The following is a 20,613-nucleotide window of genomic DNA, read 5'->3' as shown; positions in this document are numbered from 1 at the left end:
GCCCGCCCGCTGATCAGATAAGCTCCAGCGCGATCAGTTCTTCGATGGTTTGGCGGCGGCGGATCAAACGCGGCTCGCCGTTTTCGAACAGCACTTCGGGCAACAGCGGACGGCTGTTGTAGTTGGAGGACATCGACGCGCCGTAGGCGCCGGTATCGTGGAACACCAGATAATCGCCGATCTGCACCGGCGGCAGCTCACGGGTTTCCACGCCGCCGCCCGCCTGCTGGGTAAACACGTCGCCGGATTCGCACAGCGGCCCGGCGATCACCGTGTCGCGCAGCGCTTGCCCCGAGGTATCGCGCCCATCGGCCGGCAACAGCGAAATATGGTGGTAACTGCCGTACATCGCCGGGCGCATCAGATCGTTAAAACCGGCGTCCACCAGCACGAAGTGGCGGCTGCCCATGTCTTTTACCGCCCGCACTTCGGCCACCAAGACGCCCGCTTCCGCCATCAGGAAACGCCCCGGTTCAATCTCCAGCTGCACCGGATGCCCCAGATGCGCGGCGATGCGTTCACGCGCCCGGTTCCACAAACCGAAATAGTGTTCGGTATCGATCGCCTCTTCGCCGTACTGATACGGGATAGACAGGCCGCCGCCGGCGGAAATGGCGCTGATGTCATGACCGAGATCGATCACCTGCTGCACCATCGCATCGCAGACGCGCTCCAGATGCTGGTAATCGACGCCGGAGCCGATATGCATATGCACGCCGATCAGCTTCAGGCCGTAGCGGCGAATTTTCTCCACCGCCTGCGGCAGGTCGGCATACCAGATGCCGTGCTTGCTGTTCTCGCCGCCGGTGTTGGTTTTCTGGCTGTGGCCGTGGCCAAATCCCGGGTTAACGCGCAGCCACACCGGGTGCCCTGCAGAAACCTGGCCGAGCTGATCCAGCATGTCGATGGAACCGGCGTTAACCGGGATCTTCAATTCGCTGACGCGCGCCAGCGTGGCATGATCCAACACGTCCGCGGTAAACACGATCTCGCTCGGTTCGCCGCCCGGTTGAAAACCGGCCTGCAGCGCCCGTTCGATCTCGCCCAGCGACACCGAATCCACCTTCACGCCCTGCTCGCGCATCAAGCGCAAAATATGAATGTTCGAACAGGCCTTCTGCGCGAAACGAATGGTGTCGAAGTGGCGCAGCTGAGCGATGCGCTGGCTGATGATGTCCGCATCATAGGCCCAGACCGGGCAACCGAAACGCTGCGGCAAGGCCAGCAGGTTAGCGGCGTTCAATGCGGTGGAGGTGTCGTGCAACGGGCGTGGCATGGCGATATTCCCAATTCGAAAATGACGGCAGATAACGCCATAGTGCCGCACGCTGAATCGAGTGGAAAATATCTATTTAGCCGTAGTCTATTCATTTATGATATGGCTTTCTCTACAGTCGAGCGGCCTCGCCATGCACAGTATCTCTTTGCGGCAGATCGAAATCTTTCGGGCGGTGATGACCACCGGCAACCTGACCGAGGCGGCAGCCCTGCTGCAAACCTCGCAACCGACCGTCAGCCGCGAGCTGGCGCGCTTTGAAAAGCTGATTCGGCTGCAGCTGTTCGACCGGGTGCGTGGGCGTTTGTCCCCCACCGTGCAAGGGTTACGGTTGTTCGAAGAGGTACAGCGCTCCTATTACGGCCTCGATCGCATCGTCAACGCCGCCGCCGGCATCCGCCAGTTTCAACAGGCGCAGCTGTCGATCGTGTGCCTGCCGGTATTCTCCCAATCGCTGCTGCCGGCGGTGTGCCGGCCCTTTATCGAACGTTATCCGGAAGTCAGCTTCAGCGTGATCCCGCAAGAGTCGCCGCTGTTGGAAGAGTGGCTGTCTGCCCAACGCCACGATCTCGGGCTGACGGAAACCACCCTCACGCCGGCGGGCACCGAACGGGTGACGCTGATGACGTTGAACGAAGTGTGCGTGCTGCCGACGGGCCACCCGCTGCTGGTAAAAGACCAGCTGACGCCGCAGGACTTCGCCGGGCAGAACTTTATCAGCCTGTCGAGCACCGACAGCTATCGTCACTTGCTGGATGCGCTGTTCGGCGAACAGGGCGTCGAGCGCCGCATGGTGATGGAAACGCACAGTGCGGCGTCGGTGTGCGCCATGGTGAGAGCCGGCGTGGGGGTGTCGATCGTCAACCCGCTGACGGCGCTCGACTATGCCGGCAGCGGCGTGCACGTGCGGCCGTTCAGCATCGACGTGCCGTTCACCGTCAGCCTGATCCGGCCGCTGCACCGCCCTTCATCGGCGCTGGTCACGGCCTTTATCGACCATCTGCATCAGCAGGCGGCACGCTTCTCCGCCCGGCTGGCCGCCGCTGTCAGACGCTGAAAGCGGCCAGGGAATATTGCCGAGGCCTTAGCGCAGCGTCGCCTGCCACTGCGGATCGGTGGCGAACCACTCCACCAGAAAGTCCAGCATGGTGCGCAAGGTGGCGGGCATCTGGCGACGCGAGGTGTAGATGCCGTAGATGCCCATCGACTGCGGCCGGTAATCCGGCAACAATTCGACCAGTTCGCCGCTGGCCAGCAGCGGGGCCGCCGAATAATAGGGCTGCATGGAAATGCCCGCGCCCTGCACCGTGCCGGCCATCAACACCACCGACTCGTTGGCGCTCAGGTTGCCGCTGACCGCCACCGCCGATTTCACCCCCTGAGCGTCGAAGTGCCACAGGCTTTTGCCGAAATAGGAGTAGGTCAGACAGTTGTGCAACGCCAGATCCTGCGGCTGGCGCGGGGTGCCGTGTGCCGCCAGATACGCCGGCGCAGCGCACACCACCGATGCACAGGTGGACAGCGGACGGGCGATCAGGTTGGGATCCAGCTCGTTGGTGATGCGCAGCGCCAGATCGATGCGCTCTTCCACCAGGTTCACCGCCCGGTTGTTCATCTGCAGATCGACCGCCACCTGCGGGTGACGCTTCAGATACTGAGCGACCGCCCCCACCAGCGCCGTTTGCCCGAGCGACTGCGAACAGGTAATGCGCAGCAGGCCGCGCAGTTCGTCGCTCTGCCCTTCCTCCACCAGGTCGATCTCCCCCGCCAGCGCCAGCATTTGTCGGCAACGTTCCAGAGTACGCTCACCGGCATCGGTCAGACTAAGCTTACGGGTAGTGCGGTGCAGTAAACGCGCCCCGGCCCATTGCTCCATCTGCGCCAGGTAGCGCGTCACCATCGCGCGCGACATCTCCAGCGTTTCCGCGGCGGCGATCATGCTGCCGCGATCGACGATGGTGACAAAAACTTCAGCGGCGGTAATGCGATCCATGATTAGTCCGATTTATGCAACGAATAATTGCTTATTATCCGGTTTTTCTATCGCTTTATGCAACCTAACATCGTTACAACATTAACCGATACCTAAGGACCTCTGCCCATGTTTAAGAAATCACTGTTAACTCTGGCCTTCACCGGCGTCGCCACCCTGAGCACTTACGCCACCGCTGCCGATACCCTGACCATGGAAGTGTATAACCCGGGCGAGAAAAGCGTGTTCCCGGTGTCTTCCGAAATCGTCAGCGGCCAACACGAAGTGGCGCTGATTGACGCTCAGTTCCAGCGTAACGATGCCGAAGAGCTGGTGAAAAAGATCAAGGCGACCGGCAAGAAGCTGACCACCGTTTATATCAGCCACTCAGACCCGGATTTCTATTTCGGTCTGGACGTGATTAAGGCGGCCTTCCCGGAGGCGAAAATCATCGCTTCGCCAGGCACCATCAAGGACATCAACGCCACCAAAGACGGCAAAGTCGCCTATTGGGGCCCGATCCTGAAAGACAACGCGCCGAAAACCGTGATCGTGCCGCAGCCGCTGCAGGGCGACAGCTTCACCATCGACGGCCAGAAAGTGGAAGTGAAAGGCCTGAACGGCCCGACCCCCGATCGCACCTTCGTGTGGATCCCGGCGCTGAAAGCGGTCGTGGGCGGCGTCGCGGTCGCCGGTGACAATATCCATCCGTGGATCGCCGACAACCAGACCGTGGAATCGCGCCAGCACTGGCAGCAGACGCTGAAAAACATCGAAGCGCTGAAGCCGCAGGTCGTCGTGCCGGGCCACTTCCTGCCGGGCGCCGCACAGACGCTGGCATCGGTGCACTTTACCCAGAAATACCTGACCACGCTGGAAGCCGAACTGCCGAAGGCCAAGGATTCCGCCGCGCTGATTGAAGCGATGAAAAAACACTACCCGACGCTGAAAGACGAATCGAGCCTGGAACTGAGCGCGAAAGTGCTGAAAGGCGAGATGAAGTGGCCGCAATAAGCGCCCGTAAGTGATTGAACCAGCCCTGGCGCCGCGGTGAACTGCCGCGCGCCAGGCGAGGAGTAAAAATGACCGAAACCACTCTGCATTACATTTTCGATCCGCTGTGCGGCTGGTGCTACGGCGCCGCGCCGCTGGTGAAAGCGGCTCAAAGTCTCCCCGGGTTGAAGGTTGTGCCGCACGCCGGCGGCATGATGACCGGTAACAACCGCCGCCAAATCACCGATGAATGGCGCAACTACGTCATTCCACACGACAAACGCATCGCCGAGATGACGGGACAGCCTTTTGGCGAAGCCTATTTCAACGGCCTGCTGCGCGACACCACGGCGGTGATGGATTCCGAACCGCCGATCACCGCTATCCTGGCGGCGGAAAAGCTGGCGGGACGCGGGCTGGACATGCTGCACCGCATTCAGCAGGCGCACTATCAGGAAGGCCGGCGCATCGCCGATACACCGGTGCTGGAAGCGTTGGCGAAAGAGCTGGGGTTGCCTTCGGCGGCGTTTATCGCCGAAATGCGTTTCAACAGCGGTGCGCCGACCGCGCAACACATCGCGGAAAGCCGGGCGCTGCTGGCCAAAGTGCAAGGCCAGGGCTTCCCGACCTTTGCGCTGCAGGATAGTGATGGCCGCCTGCATCTGCTGCCGGCCGGCAATTATCTGGGCAATGTGGAAGCCTGGAAGAACCTGCTGGGCGCCGCCGCGCTGGCATAACCCTTCTCGCCCCGCTCGCCGGGGCGGGTCATTCGACCCGCACGTACCGCCCTTCCGCCCGCACGTTGTGGCCGAACCCGCAATCCCCCCGCGTATGCATCTCCAGCGCTTGTTCGCCAAACGCCATCGTCACGTCGCAGACCTGTGCGCTGTCCGACTCGTGCTGGTGGTAGACGGCCTTGCCGTGTGCGATCGGTAGCTCGGCGGAGAAGTCGCCCATGTTCGGGCCGTAATACAACCCCATCTGCGGCATGGCGTAGCCGGAGAAATCGATCAGCCAGCGCTCGCCCTGCGGCTTAACCACCACTTCGCTCCACACGCCGCGCCCGGCGTATTGCCAGTACACGCCGCCCGGCCCCTGCGGCTGCGGCCGCTGCGCCAGCCGTTGGCGCAACAGGCTCAGGTTGTGCTGCGATTTGTCATCGTGCGGCGCCAGCGCCAGATAGGCCTGCGCCTTGAGCAATTCGCCGGCGTGCATCAGCGACAACGCCACGTTGTTGTAAGCCGTGGCGACCGCCTGCTCGCTCAGGCCGCAAAACTCGCTCCAGGCCGCCTGATCGCGAAAGATGTCGGCGGCTTTGGCGTAATCCTGCCGCTGATAGGCCTTTTTTCCCAGTTCGGCGTAGCTCGCCACCTTTTGACAGTCGGCGGCGATGTCCGGCTCGTCAATGTGCGCCCAGGCCCGGGCGCTGGCGAAGACGCCGCAGGTCAGCAACAGGGGAACCCAAGCCTTCATCGTTTATCCTTTCTGCAAAAATTCGGCGCCAGTATAACCGCCCGGCGGCGGAGTGTATGCCGCAATTGCGCCCATCTGCGCACCGCTGACGATTCAACCGCCTTATTTCAAACGGTTAGCGAGGTCAAAACTGCTTACAGTCGCAGTTTGTTTGTTACCGGCCCGCGGCCCATGCTGAACGAAATACCGCAATTATCGAGCCGTTATGAACGCAACCCCCTTGCAGAAACACGCCGTTTGGCAGCTGATCAAACCCTTTTGGGTGTCTGAGGAGCGATGGCGCGCCTGGATGATGCTGATCGCCATCGTCATCCTGTCACTCGGCCTGGTCTATATCAGCGTGCTGATCAACCAGTGGAACCAGGTGTTCTACGATGCGCTGCAGAACAAAAACTACCCGGTATTCAAGGCACAGCTGTGGCGATTTACCTATTTGGCGCTGATCTTCATCGTGCTGGCGGTCTACAAGATCTACCTGACTCAGGGGCTGCAGATGCGCTGGCGGCGCTGGATGACGGAAAAGTTCATGGGGAAATGGCTGGCGCACCAGGCGTATTATCACACCGAGCAGCAGCAGATCGTCGATAACCCCGATCAGCGTATCGCCGAAGATCTCAACGTATTGACCCAATATACCCTGTCGCTGTCGCTCGGGCTGCTCTCCAGCCTGGTGACGCTGTTTTCCTTTATCGACATCTTGTGGCACGTCAGCGGGCCGATGACCTTCGCGCTCGGCCAGCACGCCATCACGCTGCCCGGTTATATGGTGTGGTTCGCGCTGCTGTATGCGGTGCTGGGATCGCTGCTGATCTGGTGGGTCGGCAAACCGCTGGTCATGCTGGGCTTCAATCAGGAACGGTACGAGGCGAACTTCCGTTTCGGCCTGATCCGCATCCGCGAAAACAACGACGCCATCGCGCTGTACCACGGCGAACCTCGCGAGGCACAGCAGCTGGGCGATCGTTTCGACACCATTCGCAACAACTGGTGGGCAATTATGCGCATCACCCGGCGGCTGAACATCGCCACCAACTTCTACAGCCAGTTCGCCATCGTGTTTCCCATGTTGGTGGCGGCGCCACGCTACTTCTCCGGCGCCATTCAGATGGGCGGCCTGATGCAAATCTCCTCGGCCTTCGGTCAGGTGCAGGGTGCGCTGTCGTGGTTTATCGACGCCTTCAGCGATCTGGCGACCTGGAAAGCCTGCGTCAACCGTCTGGCCGGCTTCAACGCCGCCGTCGATCAGGTGCATCATCAGCCGCGCGGCATTCAGCTGCGGGAAGACGCCGCCCATCCGTTGACGCTGAGCAACCTCAGCCTGCACTTGCCCGACGGCCAGCCGCTGCTGGCCGGCGCCGAGATGACGCTGCAACGCGGCGATCGCCTGCTGATTGTCGGCCCTTCCGGCTGTGGCAAGTCAACGCTGCTGCGGGCCATCGCCGGTATCTGGCCTTATGGCGCGGGCGTCATCGGGCTGCCGGCCAACGCCAACACGCTGTTCCTGCCGCAGCGCAGCTACATTCCGATCGGCACGCTGCGCGAAGCGTTGAGCTACCCGAGCCAGGCGACACAATACAGCGACGCGCAGCTGATGCGGGTGCTGGAAAATTGCCGCCTGAAACATCTGCAGCGCTGGCTGGATACCGCCGCCAACTGGAGCCATCGCCTGTCGCCGGGTGAGCAACAGCGGCTGGCGTTCGCCCGCGCCCTGTTGATTCGCCCGAGCATCCTGTTCCTCGACGAGGCCACCAGCGCGCTGGACGACGAAACCGAACAGTTGATGTACTGCCTGCTGGTGGATGAACTGCCGGACGTGACGCTGATCAGCGTGGCGCATCGCAACAGCGTGGCGAAGTACCACCAGACCTGTTGGCGCTTCAGCCGCAGCGAAGATCAACCGGCGCGCCTGGCGCTGAGCCCGCTGCCGGCCTAACTCACGGAGCCGGGCGCGCCCGCGCCCGGTTTTCGTTCAGATGCCGTCGGTTTGCACGTCTTCGCATTTCACCCGGCGACGCTCATGCCACAGGCTGGTCAGGCCGCGTTTACCGCACGCCAGCGCCACCTCGCGAAATTCATCCAGGTTCAGTCCATCGCGCTCCAGCATCATTTCCGCCGCCAGCTGCATATTGACGCCGGTGAGCACTTCACAATCGCCCTGCGCATCCGCCAGCTCGCAGGCGCTGCGAAACGGCGAACCACCGAGCATATCGGTCAGGAACACCACGCCGTCCGGCTGCGCCACCGCCGCCAGCGCCGAGCGTAGGGCGTCGTTGAGCTGCGCGGTACTCATCTGTTCGGGGAAATCGACCGCCGCGCAGTGCGGCTGCGGCCCCACCACCTGTTCCACCGCCTGCAACAGCCCGGTGGCAAAGCCGCCGTGGCCGGTAATCACAATGCCTGGCATAGCCCGCTCCTCACAGAATACCGATAAATTTGCCCGCCACGCCGATGACTACGGTGACGCCAATCAGCTTCACCGGCGAGAATCCGCGCTTCATCAGGAAGAAAATGAGCAGCGTGAAACACAGCGGCAACAAGTTGGGCATCAGCTTGTCCAGCACGTCGGTCTGCAGCGCCACGCTGGCCTTGCCGGCATGCATCACCAGCGGCGTGGACAGATGCACATACGAGGCCACCAGCGCGCCAATCACCGTCATGCCGACAATGGAAGCGGCGTGAGAAATACGCCGGGTATGGGTCTTCAACAGCGCCAGCGCGCTGGTGCCGGCCTGATAGCCGTAGTGCGCCAGCCCGAAGCGCAGGCCGAAGTGGAACAGGTTAAACAGCAGCAGGAAGACGATCGGCCCGAACAGGCTGCCCTCCAATGCCAGCGAAGCGCCTATACCGGCGCAGATCGGCAGCAGCGTCAACCAAAACAGCGCGTCGCCGATACCGCCGAGCGGCCCCATCAGCGCCACTTTCACTGCGCGAATGGTGGAGATCTTCTCCTTGTTCTGCTCCATCGCCAACACCAAACCGGACAGGAAGGTGACGTCGAACGGGTGCACGTTGATAAATTCCATGTGCATCTTCATCGAGTTGGCCAGATCCTGCGGGTTGCGGTGGATCTTGCGCAGCCCGGGGATCAGCTGATACAGCCAGCCGCCCGCCTGCATGCGCTCGTAGTTGAACGACGCCTGCAACAGCAGCGAACGCCAGGCCATGCGGTTGATGTCGCCGCGCGTCAGCGCTTCGGCGGGCTGGCTGTCCAGATAATCGTCCTGTTCCACCTGGCTGGTGGCCAGCGCCTGCGCCATACGCTGCTCGGCTTTTTGCGCCAGCAGATCGTCGGAATCGTTAAATGCCATCTTCGGCGTCCTCCTGCGGAGCGGGCCGGGTGGTTGCCTCTGCCGCGCCGCGTTGCGTGTTGAAGAAGTCGATCAGAGCGATCGCCAGAGCCCCCAGCGCCACCGCCAGGATCGGCAGCTTGAGAAACGTGACCGAGATGAAACCGAGGATAAAATAGGCCACGTAGGTTTTTTTCATCATCACTTTCATCAGCAGCGAGAAACCGATCGCCGGCATCATGCCGCCCGCCACCGCCAGCCCGTCCAGCAGCCAGCCCGGCGCCTTCTGCACCATGGCGCTGGCCGCATCGGCGCCGAAGTAAATCGGCAGGAACGCCACCACGAAATAGAAGATGAACAGAATGCTGATGCCCAGGTAATTCACCCGTTCGATGCCGCGCCAGTTCAGCGCTTTCACCATGCGATCGCAGCGGTGCATCATCGGTGAAAACAGCGTAAACAGCAGCGTGATGCAGCCCTGCACCGCAATCGAGAAAGGCACCGCCACGCCGATCGCCACTTTAGGATCGGCCTTGGTCAGAATGGCGAATGCGGTGCCGATCACCCCGCCGATCACCACGTTCGGCGGTTGGGCGCCCGCCAGCGGCACCATCCCCATCCACACCAGCTCCAGCGTGCCGCCCACCAGCAACCCGGTATAGACATCGCCCAAAATCAGCCCCACCAGCGGCCCCATCACTACCGGCCGGTGGAAGTGGGTCAGACCGTCGAACAGGTCAACACCCGCCAACCCCGCCAACAGCGCAATCAATAACGCATCCGTCAACATGCTTTCCCCCTGGCTCAAAAGAGCAGTTTGCCGATCGCCTCGCCCGCTTCATCAGGCACCCGACGCACTTCGCACTCCACGCCCAGTTCAGCCAGCGCGCGGAACGCGGCCACGTCGCCGTCGTCCAGCGACACCGTTTTGTGCACCTGCCGCTTTCCCTCGGCGAAGTGCATATTGCCGACGTTGACGAAACGGATCGGCACCCCGCCGCGCACCAGCGTCAACACGTCCTGCGGCGTTTTGCACACCAGAAAGATCTTCTGCCGATCCGCCGCCTTGTGGATCACGTCAATGGTTTTCTGCAGCGTGAAATAACGGGTCTGCACCCCTTCCGCCACCACCATGTCCATCAGGTTCTGCTGCACCGGATCGGCGGCGGCCTCGTCGTTGGCCACCACCACCAGGTTGGCGCCAAGGGTGTTGGTCCAGGTCACGCCCACCTGGCCATGTACCAGGCGATTGTCGATGCGGGTCATTAAAATGTTCGGCATATCAGCGGCCCTCCGGATAGCAGGCGGCGTGGTAATCGTCGAGCACCTGCGTCACTTTGTGCAGCACCCACTCCTGCGGATCGGCGCTCAATTCGCCGGCGTTCAGCGCCCGCGCCTGCTCCGGCAGATACTGGCTGAGCAGCGCCAGCGGCGCCGGGCTGCGCCGCAGGTTGTCCAGCAAGCCGTCGACCGCCTGCTGCACCTGCGGCTGCGGCCAGTAGTAACGCACCCGATCGCTCAGGCTGTAGTGGCGATCGAGGTACTGTTGGTGCGGCGTGCCGTGGTAATAGCGGCTCCACTGCTGCGGCTGCTCGCGCATCACCTGCTCCAGCGTGGCGCACAGCTGCGCCGACTGGCGTTCCCCCAGCCATTCGCGTTCGATGCGATCGAGAGCGAACAGCGCTTCGCGCAGCGCAAAGGTCAGCGCCGGCCCCACCTTCAGAATGGCGAAATGATCGCGCACCAGCTGGCGATAGGCCTGCGGCGGTTGGTAGTCCGTGGAGTGCGCTTCATAGATCATGCCCGGCTGCCGTTCGATGAAATGGCTCAGTGCGTCGGCGCGCTGCGGCTGGTAACGTTCGACGCTGTGGTGATCGAACTCGACGCCCGGCTGCACCACCAGCGCGATGGTTCGCTGCCAGGCATCGTTCAGCTCGGCCTTTTGCCAGGCGATACGGTGTGTTTCCAGGGTTTGCGCCACCGCCTGCGGCGTGGTGACCTGCAGGCCCGCCAACGCCTCCTGCGCGCCGCCCGGCACCGGCACCTCGGTGCCGATCACATAGACCGGCGCTTCGCCGCCGCTCTGCGCCCAGGCGCGTTCCGCTACCGCGCACAAACGCGCCGCCCGCTCGGCGACCGCCGCATCTCCCAGGGGCGAGGGATCATCGGCGCACGACATGGAACAATCGAGGTGAATTTTGCGAAATCCGGCGCGAACGTAATCGTCGATCAAGGTTTCCGCCAGCGTCATCGCTTCCTGAGCCGGACGATCTTGCCAGGCGTTGGGCCCCAGATGGTCGCCGCCCAGCCACACGCGCTCGCGCGCCAGGCCAACCTCATCCGCCAGACGCCAGAGCGCATCGCGGAACTGGGCCGCCGTTTGGCCGGTATAGCCGCCGAACTGATTGACCTGGTTGGAGGTCGCCTCCACCAATACCGGCGTGCCGCGGCTTTTAGCCTGCCGCAGCGCGGCCTTCAGAACCCAGGGATGGGCGGAACAGACGGAAAAAATCCCGACCGGCATACCGGCCTTGTGCTGCTCGACAAGCTGTAACAACTGCTGCATGAAGCCCCCATGCAGGCGCCGTGCTACCGATCGGCGATGATGACCTCAACGCCCAGCTCGGTTAACGCCCGCTCGTAATCGTCCGGAAGACGGCTGTCGGTGATCAGCCGATGGATTTGTCCGGCTTCGCGAATCATGCAAAAGCTCTTGCGACCGAATTTGCTGGCATCCGCCACCGCGATAATCTCGCGCGCCACCTCGCACATTACGCGATTGAGGTGCGCCTCACCGGGGTGAGGCGTGGTGATGCCGGCGCTCAGATCGAACCCGTCGACGCCCAAAAACAGTTTGTCGAAGCGGTACTGACGCAATTGCTGCTCGGCAGCCGGACCGTAGAGCGAGTAAGAGTTGCGGCGCACGCTGCCCCCCAGCACCATGACCTCCACCCCGTCGTTTCCCGAAAGCTCGTAGGCAATGTTCAGCGCATTGGTCATCACCACCAGATCGCGCCGTCCCTTCAGAAACGGCACGATCTGCGCGGTGGTTGAACCGGAATCGAGGATCAGCGCATCGCCGTCGCGCACATAGCCGGCCGCCGCGTTGGCGATCAGCGTTTTGACGTCGCGATTCAACCGCCCTTTGTCCCGCAGCGGCCGATCGAAAGCGAATTGCTGATTGAGCATCGCGCCGCCGTAAGCGCGCAGCGCACACCCTTTTCGTTCCAGAAAGCGCAGATCGTTGCGGATCGTCACCGTGGATACCGCAAACTGTTTGCTGAGCTGCTCCACGCGCACGCTGCCGTGTTCGCATAACAGATCGATAATGTGTTCACGTCGCTTTGCGGTATTCACTGGCATGAGCTGCGGTCCTCAGGTTTCCGGCATCGCCGGGGAGAAGATGGCTTTCGCTCTACTGCGCTGGCATTACAGCAAAGCGAAAGCAATGAAATTGTGATCGGGCTTACAGCCCCGTTTTAGCAAAAAAACCGCCAAAAAACCTTTCGAATCGAAACGGATCGAAAAGCCTAAAAGCGGAAGGGGGAAAAAGTGAAATGCCATGACGGGCGATAACCCCCGGAGCGCTGAGGCGTGGGCTGCACGGAAAGCGAAAGCGGCGCATGGTGCGCCCCGCGCCATGACTTTTAGTTCACTCAGTGACCAGGATCACATAATGGCAATTATCCGTCGGCCGGCGGGGATTAACCGCCACCATCCCGCCGGGCCGTCCCCTTGTCAGCACGAGACATCTTCCCTACACTGGCGAACGGATACCGTCGATTTTCGGTACGTAAGCGTTAACGTCAATCAACGCATCACGCCATGCAGCACTGATTGACTGCATGCCCTGGTGCGAGGAACCCATGCCGCAACCCGCTTCACCCCCAGCGTCCACCGCGACCCCGCGTCGCCGGTTACACCGCCCTATTCTGCTGATCGTCGGCATTATGCTGATCGCGGCCAATTTGCGCGCCGCCCTGACCAGCGTCGGCCCGCTGCTGGAGCAGATCCAGCAACAGCTGGCGTTGTCCGCCACCGCCGCCGGCCTGATCAATTCGCTGCCGCTGATCCTGTTCGCCATCCTCTCGCCATTGACCCCGGCGCTGGCGAAACGCCTCGGTATCGAGCGCACCCTGGGCCTCGCCCTCGCGCTGCTGATCTGCGGCATCGCCCTGCGCTCCCTGCCGCAAGACGTCATGCTATGGCCGGGCAGCATCCTGATCGGCGCCGCCATCGCCTTCGCCAACGTGGTGCTGCCAACGCTGGTGAAAAGAGATTTCCCACATCGCGCCGCCGCGATGATCGCCGCCTATGCGGCGGTGATGTCGCTGGTTGCCGCCATCGCTTCCGGTTTAGCCGTGCCACTGGCTTCGCTGGCCGACCTTGGCTGGCGGTTCTCCTTGTTATGCTGGGGCTTGCCTGCGCTGTTGGCGCTGCTGGTGTGGTTGCCGCAGCTGCGGCGCTCCGCCACACCCGCCACTAAAGGGCCGCAGCCGACGGATCCGCAACGCTATCGCTCTCCCTGGGGCAGCGCGCTGGGTTGGCAAGTGGCGATGTTCATGGGGCTGCAATCGATCGCCTTCTACACCATCATCGGCTGGTTCAGCGCTTTTGCCGCCAGCCACGGCACCTCCGCTCAGCAGGCGGGTTTCGAACTGTTCGTTTACCAGGTGGTGGCGATCGTCGCCAACTTTGTCATGGTGGTGATTTTGCCGCGGGCGCGCGATCAGCGAGCGATAGCGTTGGGCAGTTCGCTGCTGATCTTCATCGGCGTCGGGGGATTATTGGTGCAACCCGCCAGTTCACTGGTGTGGCTGACGTTTGCCGGGTTGGGGGCGGGGAGTTCGCTGGTGCTGGCGCTGTCGTTCTTTGGATTGCGCAGTCAGCATCATCATCAGGCGACGCTGCTGTCGGGTATGGCGCAATCCGTCGGTTATCTGTTGGCGGCGCTGGGGCCCACCCTATTCGGCCTGCTGCACGATCTGACGGAAGGCTGGCGCTTGCCGTTGATCGCCCTGCTGGGCCTGACCGTCTTGCAAATGCTGTTCGGCGCGCTGGCCGGCCGCAGCCGCGTGATCGGCTAACGCCGCTGGGCGATGGGGTCGCGCCTGCTCAGAGTCGGCATCCTGCCACAAGTCTTCAATAAAGGCCCACTGCTCATCGCTAAGCTCCCATGACGGCGGAATTTTGGACTGTGCGCGACGCTCAGCGCCCTCACGGTTTTTAGCCTGCTTTTTGTTCACGAATCGCCTTCCTGCTTAACCTGCTAACTCAGTAACCAGTAAATCACGGCGACGGTTAACAGCCAGAACAGCCCGCTACCGATAAACACACACAGCCATGCTCTACGTTTGATATCCGATCCATCCTTGCTCACCACAGCGCCCTCAACTAATAGATTAAACCATTCAAATAACAATTATTGATCTGTTTTAACGATCGATAAAGTCATTTTTTCCTATGGAAATTTAAAAAATAGCTGATAACCATAGACCTGCATCACCGCCTCAGTAAGAACGGCACCGTGGATATCACTGTTATCGGCAGGCGATAACTTGAATTGATAGGCGAACGAACGTGCAATGTGCCATACCTTGAAAGGTCAAAATTAAACCACTGGTAAATAATTCAACTATCAATTATTTGACTGGTCATAAGCCAAATCGGCAACAGACAGCGCTGAAGGCGGGGGATAAAATGAAGCGACGCACTGGGATCATACGGAGAGAAGCACCGGCCCGCGTTGGTCTCGCTCGGGCCGGCGCGAGTTAACCGATTCTGCTGACGGAATCCCGGCTGGCGTGTTCACGCTCGCTGCCGGTCAGCTCACGTAAATGACCCGAGCGCATCTCAAGCAGCCGATCGGCATGTTCGAAATAGTGATCGTCATGGCTGATGGCAAACACCGTTTTGCCCAGCGCGCGCAGTTCTGGCAACAGCTCGCGATAGAAAATGCGCCGGAATTGCGGATCCTGATCCGCGGCCCATTCATCCAACAGCAAGATATCGCGCTGTTCCGCCACGGCCAGCAGCAAAGCCAGACGCTTGCGCTGCCCCTGCGACAGTTGCGGGTTGGTCACCCTGGCGCCGTCGAACTGCAGCTTGCTTTTCATATTCAACCGCTCGAGCCAGCCGGCGACCAGTTCCGCATCGGGTTCGCCGCCTTCCGGCCCTTGCAAACGATCGAACTGATGAAAATCGGTGAAAATCGCCGAAAACAGCCGACGATAGTCCGGCATATCCGCCGCGCTCTGCGCGACGCCATCCAGAACGATGTGCCCGCTCACCGGCCGGTACAACCCGGTCAACAGCATCGCCAGCGTTGACTTGCCGCTGCCGTTGCCGCCGATCAAAAAGATCAGCTCGCCACGCCGCAGCGTCAGATTAAGCGGCCCGACGGCAAAACCGGGCTGTTGCTCCGTATCGGCATAGTGAAAAACCACGTCGCGCAGCTCCAGCGTCTGCCAGGAACGGCCGACGGCGGCAGGGAACGCCGGTTGGTACTCGGCCAGGCGCAGCGTCTTCAGCTTGTTGAAAGCGACTTCGGCGCTGACCAGCGTCGGAAACGCCCCGACCGCCTGCAGTAATGGCGTGCGCAAGAACAGCAGCGTCAGGGAATACGTGGCGGCCACCGCCGAGTTCGCCCATCCCAGGCTGTTAGCCATAAAGAACACCAGTCCGATCGCCCCCAACATCATGATATTTGACCAGTTGAGCGCACTCAGATGGAAGGTATCGGCGCGAATGATATGGTGGCGGTAAGCTTGCGCATCGGGTTGATAGGTCTGTTCGTACAGCGCCTGCGCTCGCTTGCGGTTTAACGTCAGTTCCTTGCGACCGTCAATCACCGATTCGTAATGATGATAGAGGCGCTCTTCCGACTCGCGCAAACTGGCCATATGGCGATAAACCCGCGAGACCAGGCAACCGCTGCCCACCACGGTGACCGCGACCCACACCGCCGTCACCGCCAGCATTTTCGGTGATAGCCACCCCAGATAGGCCGCCGATCCCAGAGTTAAAATCACCCCTTGCACCAGTTCGGGCAAGCGCACGAAGGCGACGGTGATATTGCGGACATCGCTGGAGAGACTGGCCAACAATGAGGCGCTGCCTAACTGTTCAAGGCGTTCAATATCGGTATCCAGGATGCGCTTCACTAACTGCCCGCGCAGGCGGTAGACGAAGTAATGGCCCAATGTCGTCAGCGCCAATTGCGATCCCAGCGTGACCGCCATCAGCAATGCCAGCAGAGCGAGAAACATCGGCAGCACAGCCAATGCATCGCCGCCGGCGTCCATCAGGTATTGATTGATAAACGCAATGATACCGATACCCAAGCCGGCGCTGGTCATGGTCAATGCCATAACCGCCAGAAATGGCCAACGATACTGGTGATAAACCACCCGTAGCAGTTCCATGAAAAAACCTCTGAAGTCGCGATCTGGCAGGCATTGTAAGCGGCGCGAGAATGAGATCAAGACGAATTCTCATTGCTCGCGCAGCCTCTGAATTCGACGCCAAGGGCATTTTGATGATTGCTTATTGAAACGAGAGACTTACACTGGCGCCACTTGCCGCTGAAGGGAACAGCCGATTATGCTCGCCACTCACGAATACGCCAACGACCTGATTCTGTTTGCCCTGATTGTCGACTGCGGCTCGTTCAGCAAGGCCGCGGAGAGCGCCGGCATCACCAGCTCGGTGGTCAGCAAACGCATCGGGCGGCTGGAAAAATCGCTGGGTGCCCGCCTGCTGTACCGCACCACCCGCAGCCTGACGCTGACCGAAAGCGGCCAGGCGCTCTACCAGCAGGCCAAAGAGATCGGCGCCAAAGTGCAGGAGGCGCTGTACGCCGTCAGCGAAAAGAGCGAAGAGTTGACCGGCACCATCCGTATGTCGGTGCCGACCATTTCGGGCGAGCTGTTGCTGAGCGAAAGCGTGGCGGAATTTTGCGCCCAGCATCCCAGCCTGAAGGTCGAAATGCGGCTGGAAAACCGCTTCGTCGATCTGGTGGAAGAAGGCATCGATCTGGCGATCCGTACCGGCACCATGCCGGATTCCAGCCTGATTGCCCGGCCGATCTTCGATTCCCGCTGGGTGATCGTCTGCTCGCCGGGCTACCTGGAAAGCCACCCGGAACCGCGCAGCGCCGACGATCTGCTGAGCCACAACTGCCTGACCTACACCTACCAGGAGAGCGGCACCGCCAACTGGCTGATGAAGCGGCCGGGGCGCAACGACATCTACGAGCTGCAGGTTAACGGCAACCTGTCGGCCAACAATGCGCGGGCGATCCGCAAAGCGGTGATCGGCGGCCACGGCATCGCCATGGTGCCGCGATGCATGGTGTATGAAGATTTGCAGGACGGTAAACTGATGGAGATCCTGGCCGGCCACTGCGGCAAAGTGCTGGGCATTTACGCCGTTTATCCTTACACCCGCAATCTGCCGTTAAAAACCCGTCTGCTGATCGAACATATCATCGGTTCCTACCAAAATATCAGCCATTATTTTTGAGATCCCTGCTCTGATTATTTCCCTGCGGCCGTAAAAAGACGCGGGGATTACCGCATTTTTGGACATGAACTATTGAACATTACCGCTTAATTAATGTGAACTCACGCATTCATCACACAAAATTACTTCCTATCAAACTGATTTTAAAGCAGTTAATTTAACGCCTCCTGCCGGCCAGTTTCCCACCGCCGGCGCCGTTCGCCGATGTTAAAAAATTACCGCATGGCATCGTCGCCAACGTTGTGATTAGAATGAAAATGTTGCGGTAATTAACCTTTCAGCTACATATCTCTGCCCATAAAAATAATAACCCTGAGGATCTTATGCCCCTGCTTTTCAGTATTGCGCCCATCGTCCTGCTGATTTGGATGATGACCAAAAGGAATGGCGTGCCCTCTTACCTCGCCCTGCCGCTGACGGCCGCCGTGGTGTATGTCGTACAGCTCCTATGGTTCGATGCCTCGCTGCGGCTGCTGCATGCCAATATCATCACCGCGCTGGTGTCGACGCTGACGCCGATCACCATCATTGCCGGCGCCATCCTGCTCAATAAACTGATGCAGGTAAGCGGCGCGGAAAACGTGGTGCGCCGCTGGCTGGAAACCATCAGCCCCAATCCCGTGGCCCAACTGATGATTATCGGCTGGGCGTTCGCCTTTATGATCGAGGGCGCCAGCGGCTTCGGCACCCCGGCCGCCATCGCCGCGCCGATTCTGATCGGGCTGGGCTTCAACCCGCTGCGCGTCGCCCTGCTGACGCTGGTGATGAACTCGGTACCGGTTTCCTTCGGCGCCGTGGGCACCCCTACCTGGTTCGGCTTTGCCAATCTCGGCCTGTCGGACGCCAGCCTGCTGGAGATCGGCCGGCAAACCGCGCTGATCCACTTCGTCGCCGGCTTCGTCATTCCTCTGCTGGCGCTGCGCTTTATCGTTTCCTGGCGGGATATCCGCCGCAACCTGCCGTTTATCCTGCTCAGCGTGCTGAGCTGCACTGTGCCCTATCTGTTGCTGGCCCAGGTGAACTATGAGTTCCCGGCGCTGGTCGGCGGTGCAATCGGCCTGGCGCTCTCGGTGCTGCTGGCGCGCGGCGGAATCGGCCTCGCCCGCGGCGACAAACCGCAGAGCGCCGGGCAGGCGGTGCCGTTCATGCAGGTGGTCAAGGCCATGACCCCGACCCTGCTGCTGATTGCTATTCTGATAGTGACGCGCGTCCACCAGCTGGGCCTCAAAGCGCTGCTCAACAACACCGCGCTGCTGTGGCGGGAAAACCTCGGCTGGCTCGGAGAGCTGCGCATCAGCCGGGCGCTGATCGTCGAACTGCAGCAGGTGCTGGGCACCTCCGCCGCCGCCGGCTACAAAACGCTGTATGTCCCGGCGCTGATCCCGTTCCTGTTGGTGGTGCTGCTGTGCATTCCGTTGTTCCGTCTGAATGGCGGCCAGATGTGGCAAATGTTCAGCGAAACCGGCGGGCGCATCGCGCGGCCCTTTATCGCCCTGTTCGGCGCGCTGGTGATGGTCAACCTGATGATGCAGGGCGGCGACAACGCGCCGGTGATCCTGATCGGTAAAGCGCTGGCGGCGCTGACCGGCGGCAGCTGGCTGCTGTTCTCGTCGTTCCTCGGCGCGCTGGGCTCGTTCTTCTCCGGCTCCAATACCGTTTCGAACCTGACGTTCGGCGGTATTCAGCAGTCGATCGCCCAGAGCAGCGGCCTCGACGTCAACCTGACGCTGGCCTTGCAGTCCGTCGGCGGCGCCATGGGCAACATGGTGTGCCTGAACAACATTATCGCGGTCTGTTCGATCCTCGGGATCGGCAACGCCGAAGGCAAAATCATCAGAAAGACCGTACTGCCGATGCTGGCGTACGGCGGGATTGCGGCCGGTATGGCGGCGATCCTCACGCTCTGACCGACAACTCGTTATCGCAAGCAAGACAAGAAGGTAAACACTATGATCATCTCAGCGTCAACCGACTACCGGGCCGCCGCCCAGGCCAAACTGCCGCCGTTTCTGTTTCACTACATCGACGGCGGGGCCTACGCGGAGCATACGCTGAAGCGCAATACCGCGGATCTGGCCGATATTGCCTTGCGCCAGCGCGTGCTGCGCAATATGTCCGAACTCAGCCTGGAGACCACGCTGTTCGGCGAGCAGCTGGCGATGCCGGTGGCGCTGGGGCCGGTGGGGCTGACCGGCATGTACGCCCGCCGCGGCGAAGTGCAGGCCGCGCGCGCTGCGGCCAAAAAAGGCATTCCGTTCACGTTGTCCACCGTGTCGGTCTGCCCGATCGAAGAGGTGGCGCCGGCGATCGATCGGCCGATGTGGTTCCAGCTCTACGTGCTGAAAGATCGCGGCTTTATGCGCAACGCGCTGGAGCGCGCCAAGGCCGCCGGCGTGAAAACGCTGGTGTTCACCGTCGACATGCCGGTGCCGGGCGCCCGTTATCGCGACGCCCATTCGGGGATGAGTGGCCCTAACGCCGCCCTGCGCCGCGTGCTGCAGGCGTTTACCCATCCGCAGTGGGCCTGGGATGTCGGCCTGTTCGGCAAGCCGCACGATCTGGGCAACGTCTCGGCCTACCGCGGCAAACCGACCAGCCTGGAAGACTACATCGGCTGGCTGGGCGCCAACTTCGATCCGTCGATTTCCTGGAAAGATCTGGAGTGGATCCGCGAATTCTGGGACGGCCCGATGATCATCAAAGGCATTCTTGATCCGGAAGACGCCAAAGACGCGGTGCGCTTCGGCGCCGACGGCATCATCGTCTCCAACCACGGCGGCCGCCAACTGGACGGCGTGCTGTCGACCGCGCGCGCCATGCCGGCGATCGCCGACGCGGTGAAAGGCGACATCACTCTGCTGGCCGACTCCGGCATCCGCAGCGGCCTGGACGTGGTGCGCATGATCGCGCTGGGCGCCGACAGCGTGCTGCTGGGGCGCGCCTTCGTCTATGCACTGGCGGCGGCCGGCGAAGCCGGGGTGGCTAACTTGCTGGATCTGATCGACAAAGAGATGCGCGTCGCCATGACGCTCACCGGCGCGAAAACCATTGCGGAGATCAACGCCGGATCGCTGGTCAGAAACGCCTGA

General features: G+C 61.3%; 19 protein-coding genes. 8 read left to right on the top strand and 11 right to left on the bottom strand.

Annotated features, from left to right (window positions below; translation table 11 throughout):
• Nucleotides 1-13: 13 nt before the first annotated feature.
• Nucleotides 14-1,276 carry a diaminopimelate decarboxylase gene (gene lysA / locus ACMGF7_RS12330; RefSeq protein WP_004931826.1) on the bottom strand — a complete coding sequence of 421 codons (1,263 nt, stop codon included), beginning with the start codon at nt 1,274-1,276 and terminating at the stop codon, nt 14-16.
• A gap of 133 nt (nt 1,277-1,409) precedes the next feature.
• On the opposite strand from lysA, the gene ACMGF7_RS12325 reads away from it, so the two are divergent.
• Nucleotides 1,410-2,333 (top strand): LysR family transcriptional regulator, encoded by a 924-nt coding sequence (locus tag ACMGF7_RS12325; RefSeq protein WP_164095812.1) that lies wholly within the window; start codon nt 1,410-1,412, stop codon nt 2,331-2,333.
• Nucleotides 2,334-2,360: 27 nt separating this feature from the next.
• On the opposite strand, the gene ACMGF7_RS12320 is transcribed toward ACMGF7_RS12325, so the two are convergent.
• Nucleotides 2,361-3,269, bottom strand: coding sequence for a LysR family transcriptional regulator (locus ACMGF7_RS12320; protein WP_015378928.1), 909 nt, complete (start codon nt 3,267-3,269; stop codon nt 2,361-2,363).
• Between the two features lie 108 nt (nt 3,270-3,377).
• Here ACMGF7_RS12320 and ACMGF7_RS12315 point away from each other — a divergent pair, with 108 nt between their 5' ends.
• Together ACMGF7_RS12315 and ACMGF7_RS12310 are read left to right on the top strand one after the other, a co-directional pair.
• Complete coding sequence (locus tag ACMGF7_RS12315) at nt 3,378-4,262, top strand: MBL fold metallo-hydrolase (protein WP_004931820.1); 885 nt, start codon at nt 3,378-3,380, stop codon at nt 4,260-4,262.
• Nucleotides 4,263-4,330: 68 nt separating this feature from the next.
• Entirely contained in the window at nt 4,331-4,978 is a 648-nt protein-coding gene (locus tag ACMGF7_RS12310; protein ID WP_015378930.1) for a DsbA family protein, read from the top strand.
• Nucleotides 4,979-5,006: 28 nt separating this feature from the next.
• Here the strand turns inward: ACMGF7_RS12310 and ACMGF7_RS12305 are convergent, their stop codons facing one another.
• Nucleotides 5,007-5,714 (bottom strand): tetratricopeptide repeat protein, encoded by a 708-nt coding sequence (locus ACMGF7_RS12305; protein ID WP_164095814.1) that lies wholly within the window; start codon nt 5,712-5,714, stop codon nt 5,007-5,009.
• Between the two features lie 205 nt (nt 5,715-5,919).
• Between ACMGF7_RS12305 and ACMGF7_RS12300 the strand changes: the two genes are divergently transcribed.
• The gene (locus ACMGF7_RS12300; RefSeq protein WP_197799244.1) at nt 5,920-7,647 is read left to right on the top strand and encodes an ABC transporter ATP-binding protein/permease; all 1,728 of its coding nucleotides are present in this window, start codon (nt 5,920-5,922) and stop codon (nt 7,645-7,647) included.
• Between the two features lie 36 nt (nt 7,648-7,683).
• On the opposite strand, the gene agaF is transcribed toward ACMGF7_RS12300, so the two are convergent.
• From agaF to agaR, 6 genes are read right to left on the bottom strand one after another with little or no spacing between them, the layout of a single operon-like run.
• Nucleotides 7,684-8,118: a PTS galactosamine/N-acetylgalactosamine transporter subunit IIA gene (gene agaF / locus ACMGF7_RS12295; RefSeq protein ID WP_049240063.1), complete on the bottom strand. Its 435-nt coding sequence runs from the start codon at nt 8,116-8,118 to the stop codon at nt 7,684-7,686.
• Between the two features lie 10 nt (nt 8,119-8,128).
• Entirely contained in the window at nt 8,129-9,022 is an 894-nt protein-coding gene (locus tag ACMGF7_RS12290; protein ID WP_015378934.1) for a PTS system mannose/fructose/sorbose family transporter subunit IID, read from the bottom strand.
• Nucleotides 9,012-9,791, bottom strand: coding sequence for a PTS N-acetylgalactosamine transporter subunit IIC (gene agaW, locus ACMGF7_RS12285; RefSeq protein WP_015378935.1), 780 nt, complete (start codon nt 9,789-9,791; stop codon nt 9,012-9,014). The genes ACMGF7_RS12290 and agaW overlap by 11 nt, the downstream gene beginning before the upstream one ends.
• Before the next feature lie 14 nt (nt 9,792-9,805).
• A complete protein-coding gene (gene agaV, locus ACMGF7_RS12280; RefSeq protein ID WP_004931808.1) occupies nt 9,806-10,282 on the bottom strand; it encodes a PTS N-acetylgalactosamine transporter subunit IIB in 477 nt (158 codons plus the stop codon).
• A gap of 1 nt (nt 10,283) precedes the next feature.
• A complete protein-coding gene (locus ACMGF7_RS12275) occupies nt 10,284-11,567 on the bottom strand; it encodes a D-tagatose-bisphosphate aldolase, class II, non-catalytic subunit (RefSeq protein WP_197799246.1) in 1,284 nt (427 codons plus the stop codon).
• A 23-nt stretch (nt 11,568-11,590) separates the two neighbouring features.
• Nucleotides 11,591-12,364, bottom strand: a complete 774-nt coding sequence (agaR, locus tag ACMGF7_RS12270) for a transcriptional repressor AgaR (RefSeq protein WP_004931804.1) — start codon at nt 12,362-12,364, stop codon at nt 11,591-11,593.
• Between the two features lie 503 nt (nt 12,365-12,867).
• Between agaR and ACMGF7_RS12265 the strand changes: the two genes are divergently transcribed.
• Nucleotides 12,868-14,088 (top strand): CynX/NimT family MFS transporter, encoded by a 1,221-nt coding sequence (locus tag ACMGF7_RS12265; RefSeq protein WP_049240067.1) that lies wholly within the window; start codon nt 12,868-12,870, stop codon nt 14,086-14,088.
• 182 nt (nt 14,089-14,270) lie between these two features.
• Here ACMGF7_RS12265 and ACMGF7_RS12260 read toward each other — a convergent pair whose 3' ends face one another.
• Complete coding sequence (locus ACMGF7_RS12260; RefSeq protein ID WP_405050898.1) at nt 14,271-14,381, bottom strand: YmiA family putative membrane protein; 111 nt, start codon at nt 14,379-14,381, stop codon at nt 14,271-14,273.
• A 391-nt stretch (nt 14,382-14,772) separates the two neighbouring features.
• Nucleotides 14,773-16,425, bottom strand: coding sequence for a multidrug ABC transporter permease/ATP-binding protein (locus tag ACMGF7_RS12255; protein WP_049240104.1), 1,653 nt, complete (start codon nt 16,423-16,425; stop codon nt 14,773-14,775).
• Nucleotides 16,426-16,603: 178 nt separating this feature from the next.
• Here ACMGF7_RS12255 and ACMGF7_RS12250 point away from each other — a divergent pair, with 178 nt between their 5' ends.
• From ACMGF7_RS12250 to lldD, 3 genes are all read left to right on the top strand, one after another.
• Nucleotides 16,604-17,524, top strand: a complete 921-nt coding sequence (locus ACMGF7_RS12250; protein ID WP_049240068.1) for a LysR family transcriptional regulator — start codon at nt 16,604-16,606, stop codon at nt 17,522-17,524.
• A gap of 323 nt (nt 17,525-17,847) precedes the next feature.
• Nucleotides 17,848-19,431, top strand: coding sequence for an L-lactate permease (locus ACMGF7_RS12245; protein ID WP_164095817.1), 1,584 nt, complete (start codon nt 17,848-17,850; stop codon nt 19,429-19,431).
• Between the two features lie 42 nt (nt 19,432-19,473).
• Nucleotides 19,474-20,613, top strand: a complete 1,140-nt coding sequence (gene lldD, locus ACMGF7_RS12240; protein WP_033632193.1) for an FMN-dependent L-lactate dehydrogenase LldD — start codon at nt 19,474-19,476, stop codon at nt 20,611-20,613.

It is taken from the genome of Serratia sp. BNK-17, from assembly GCF_048684935.1.
GTDB lineage: Bacteria > Pseudomonadota > Gammaproteobacteria > Enterobacterales > Enterobacteriaceae > Serratia > Serratia nematodiphila.
This window is presented reverse-complemented; position numbering and strand designations above follow the sequence as displayed.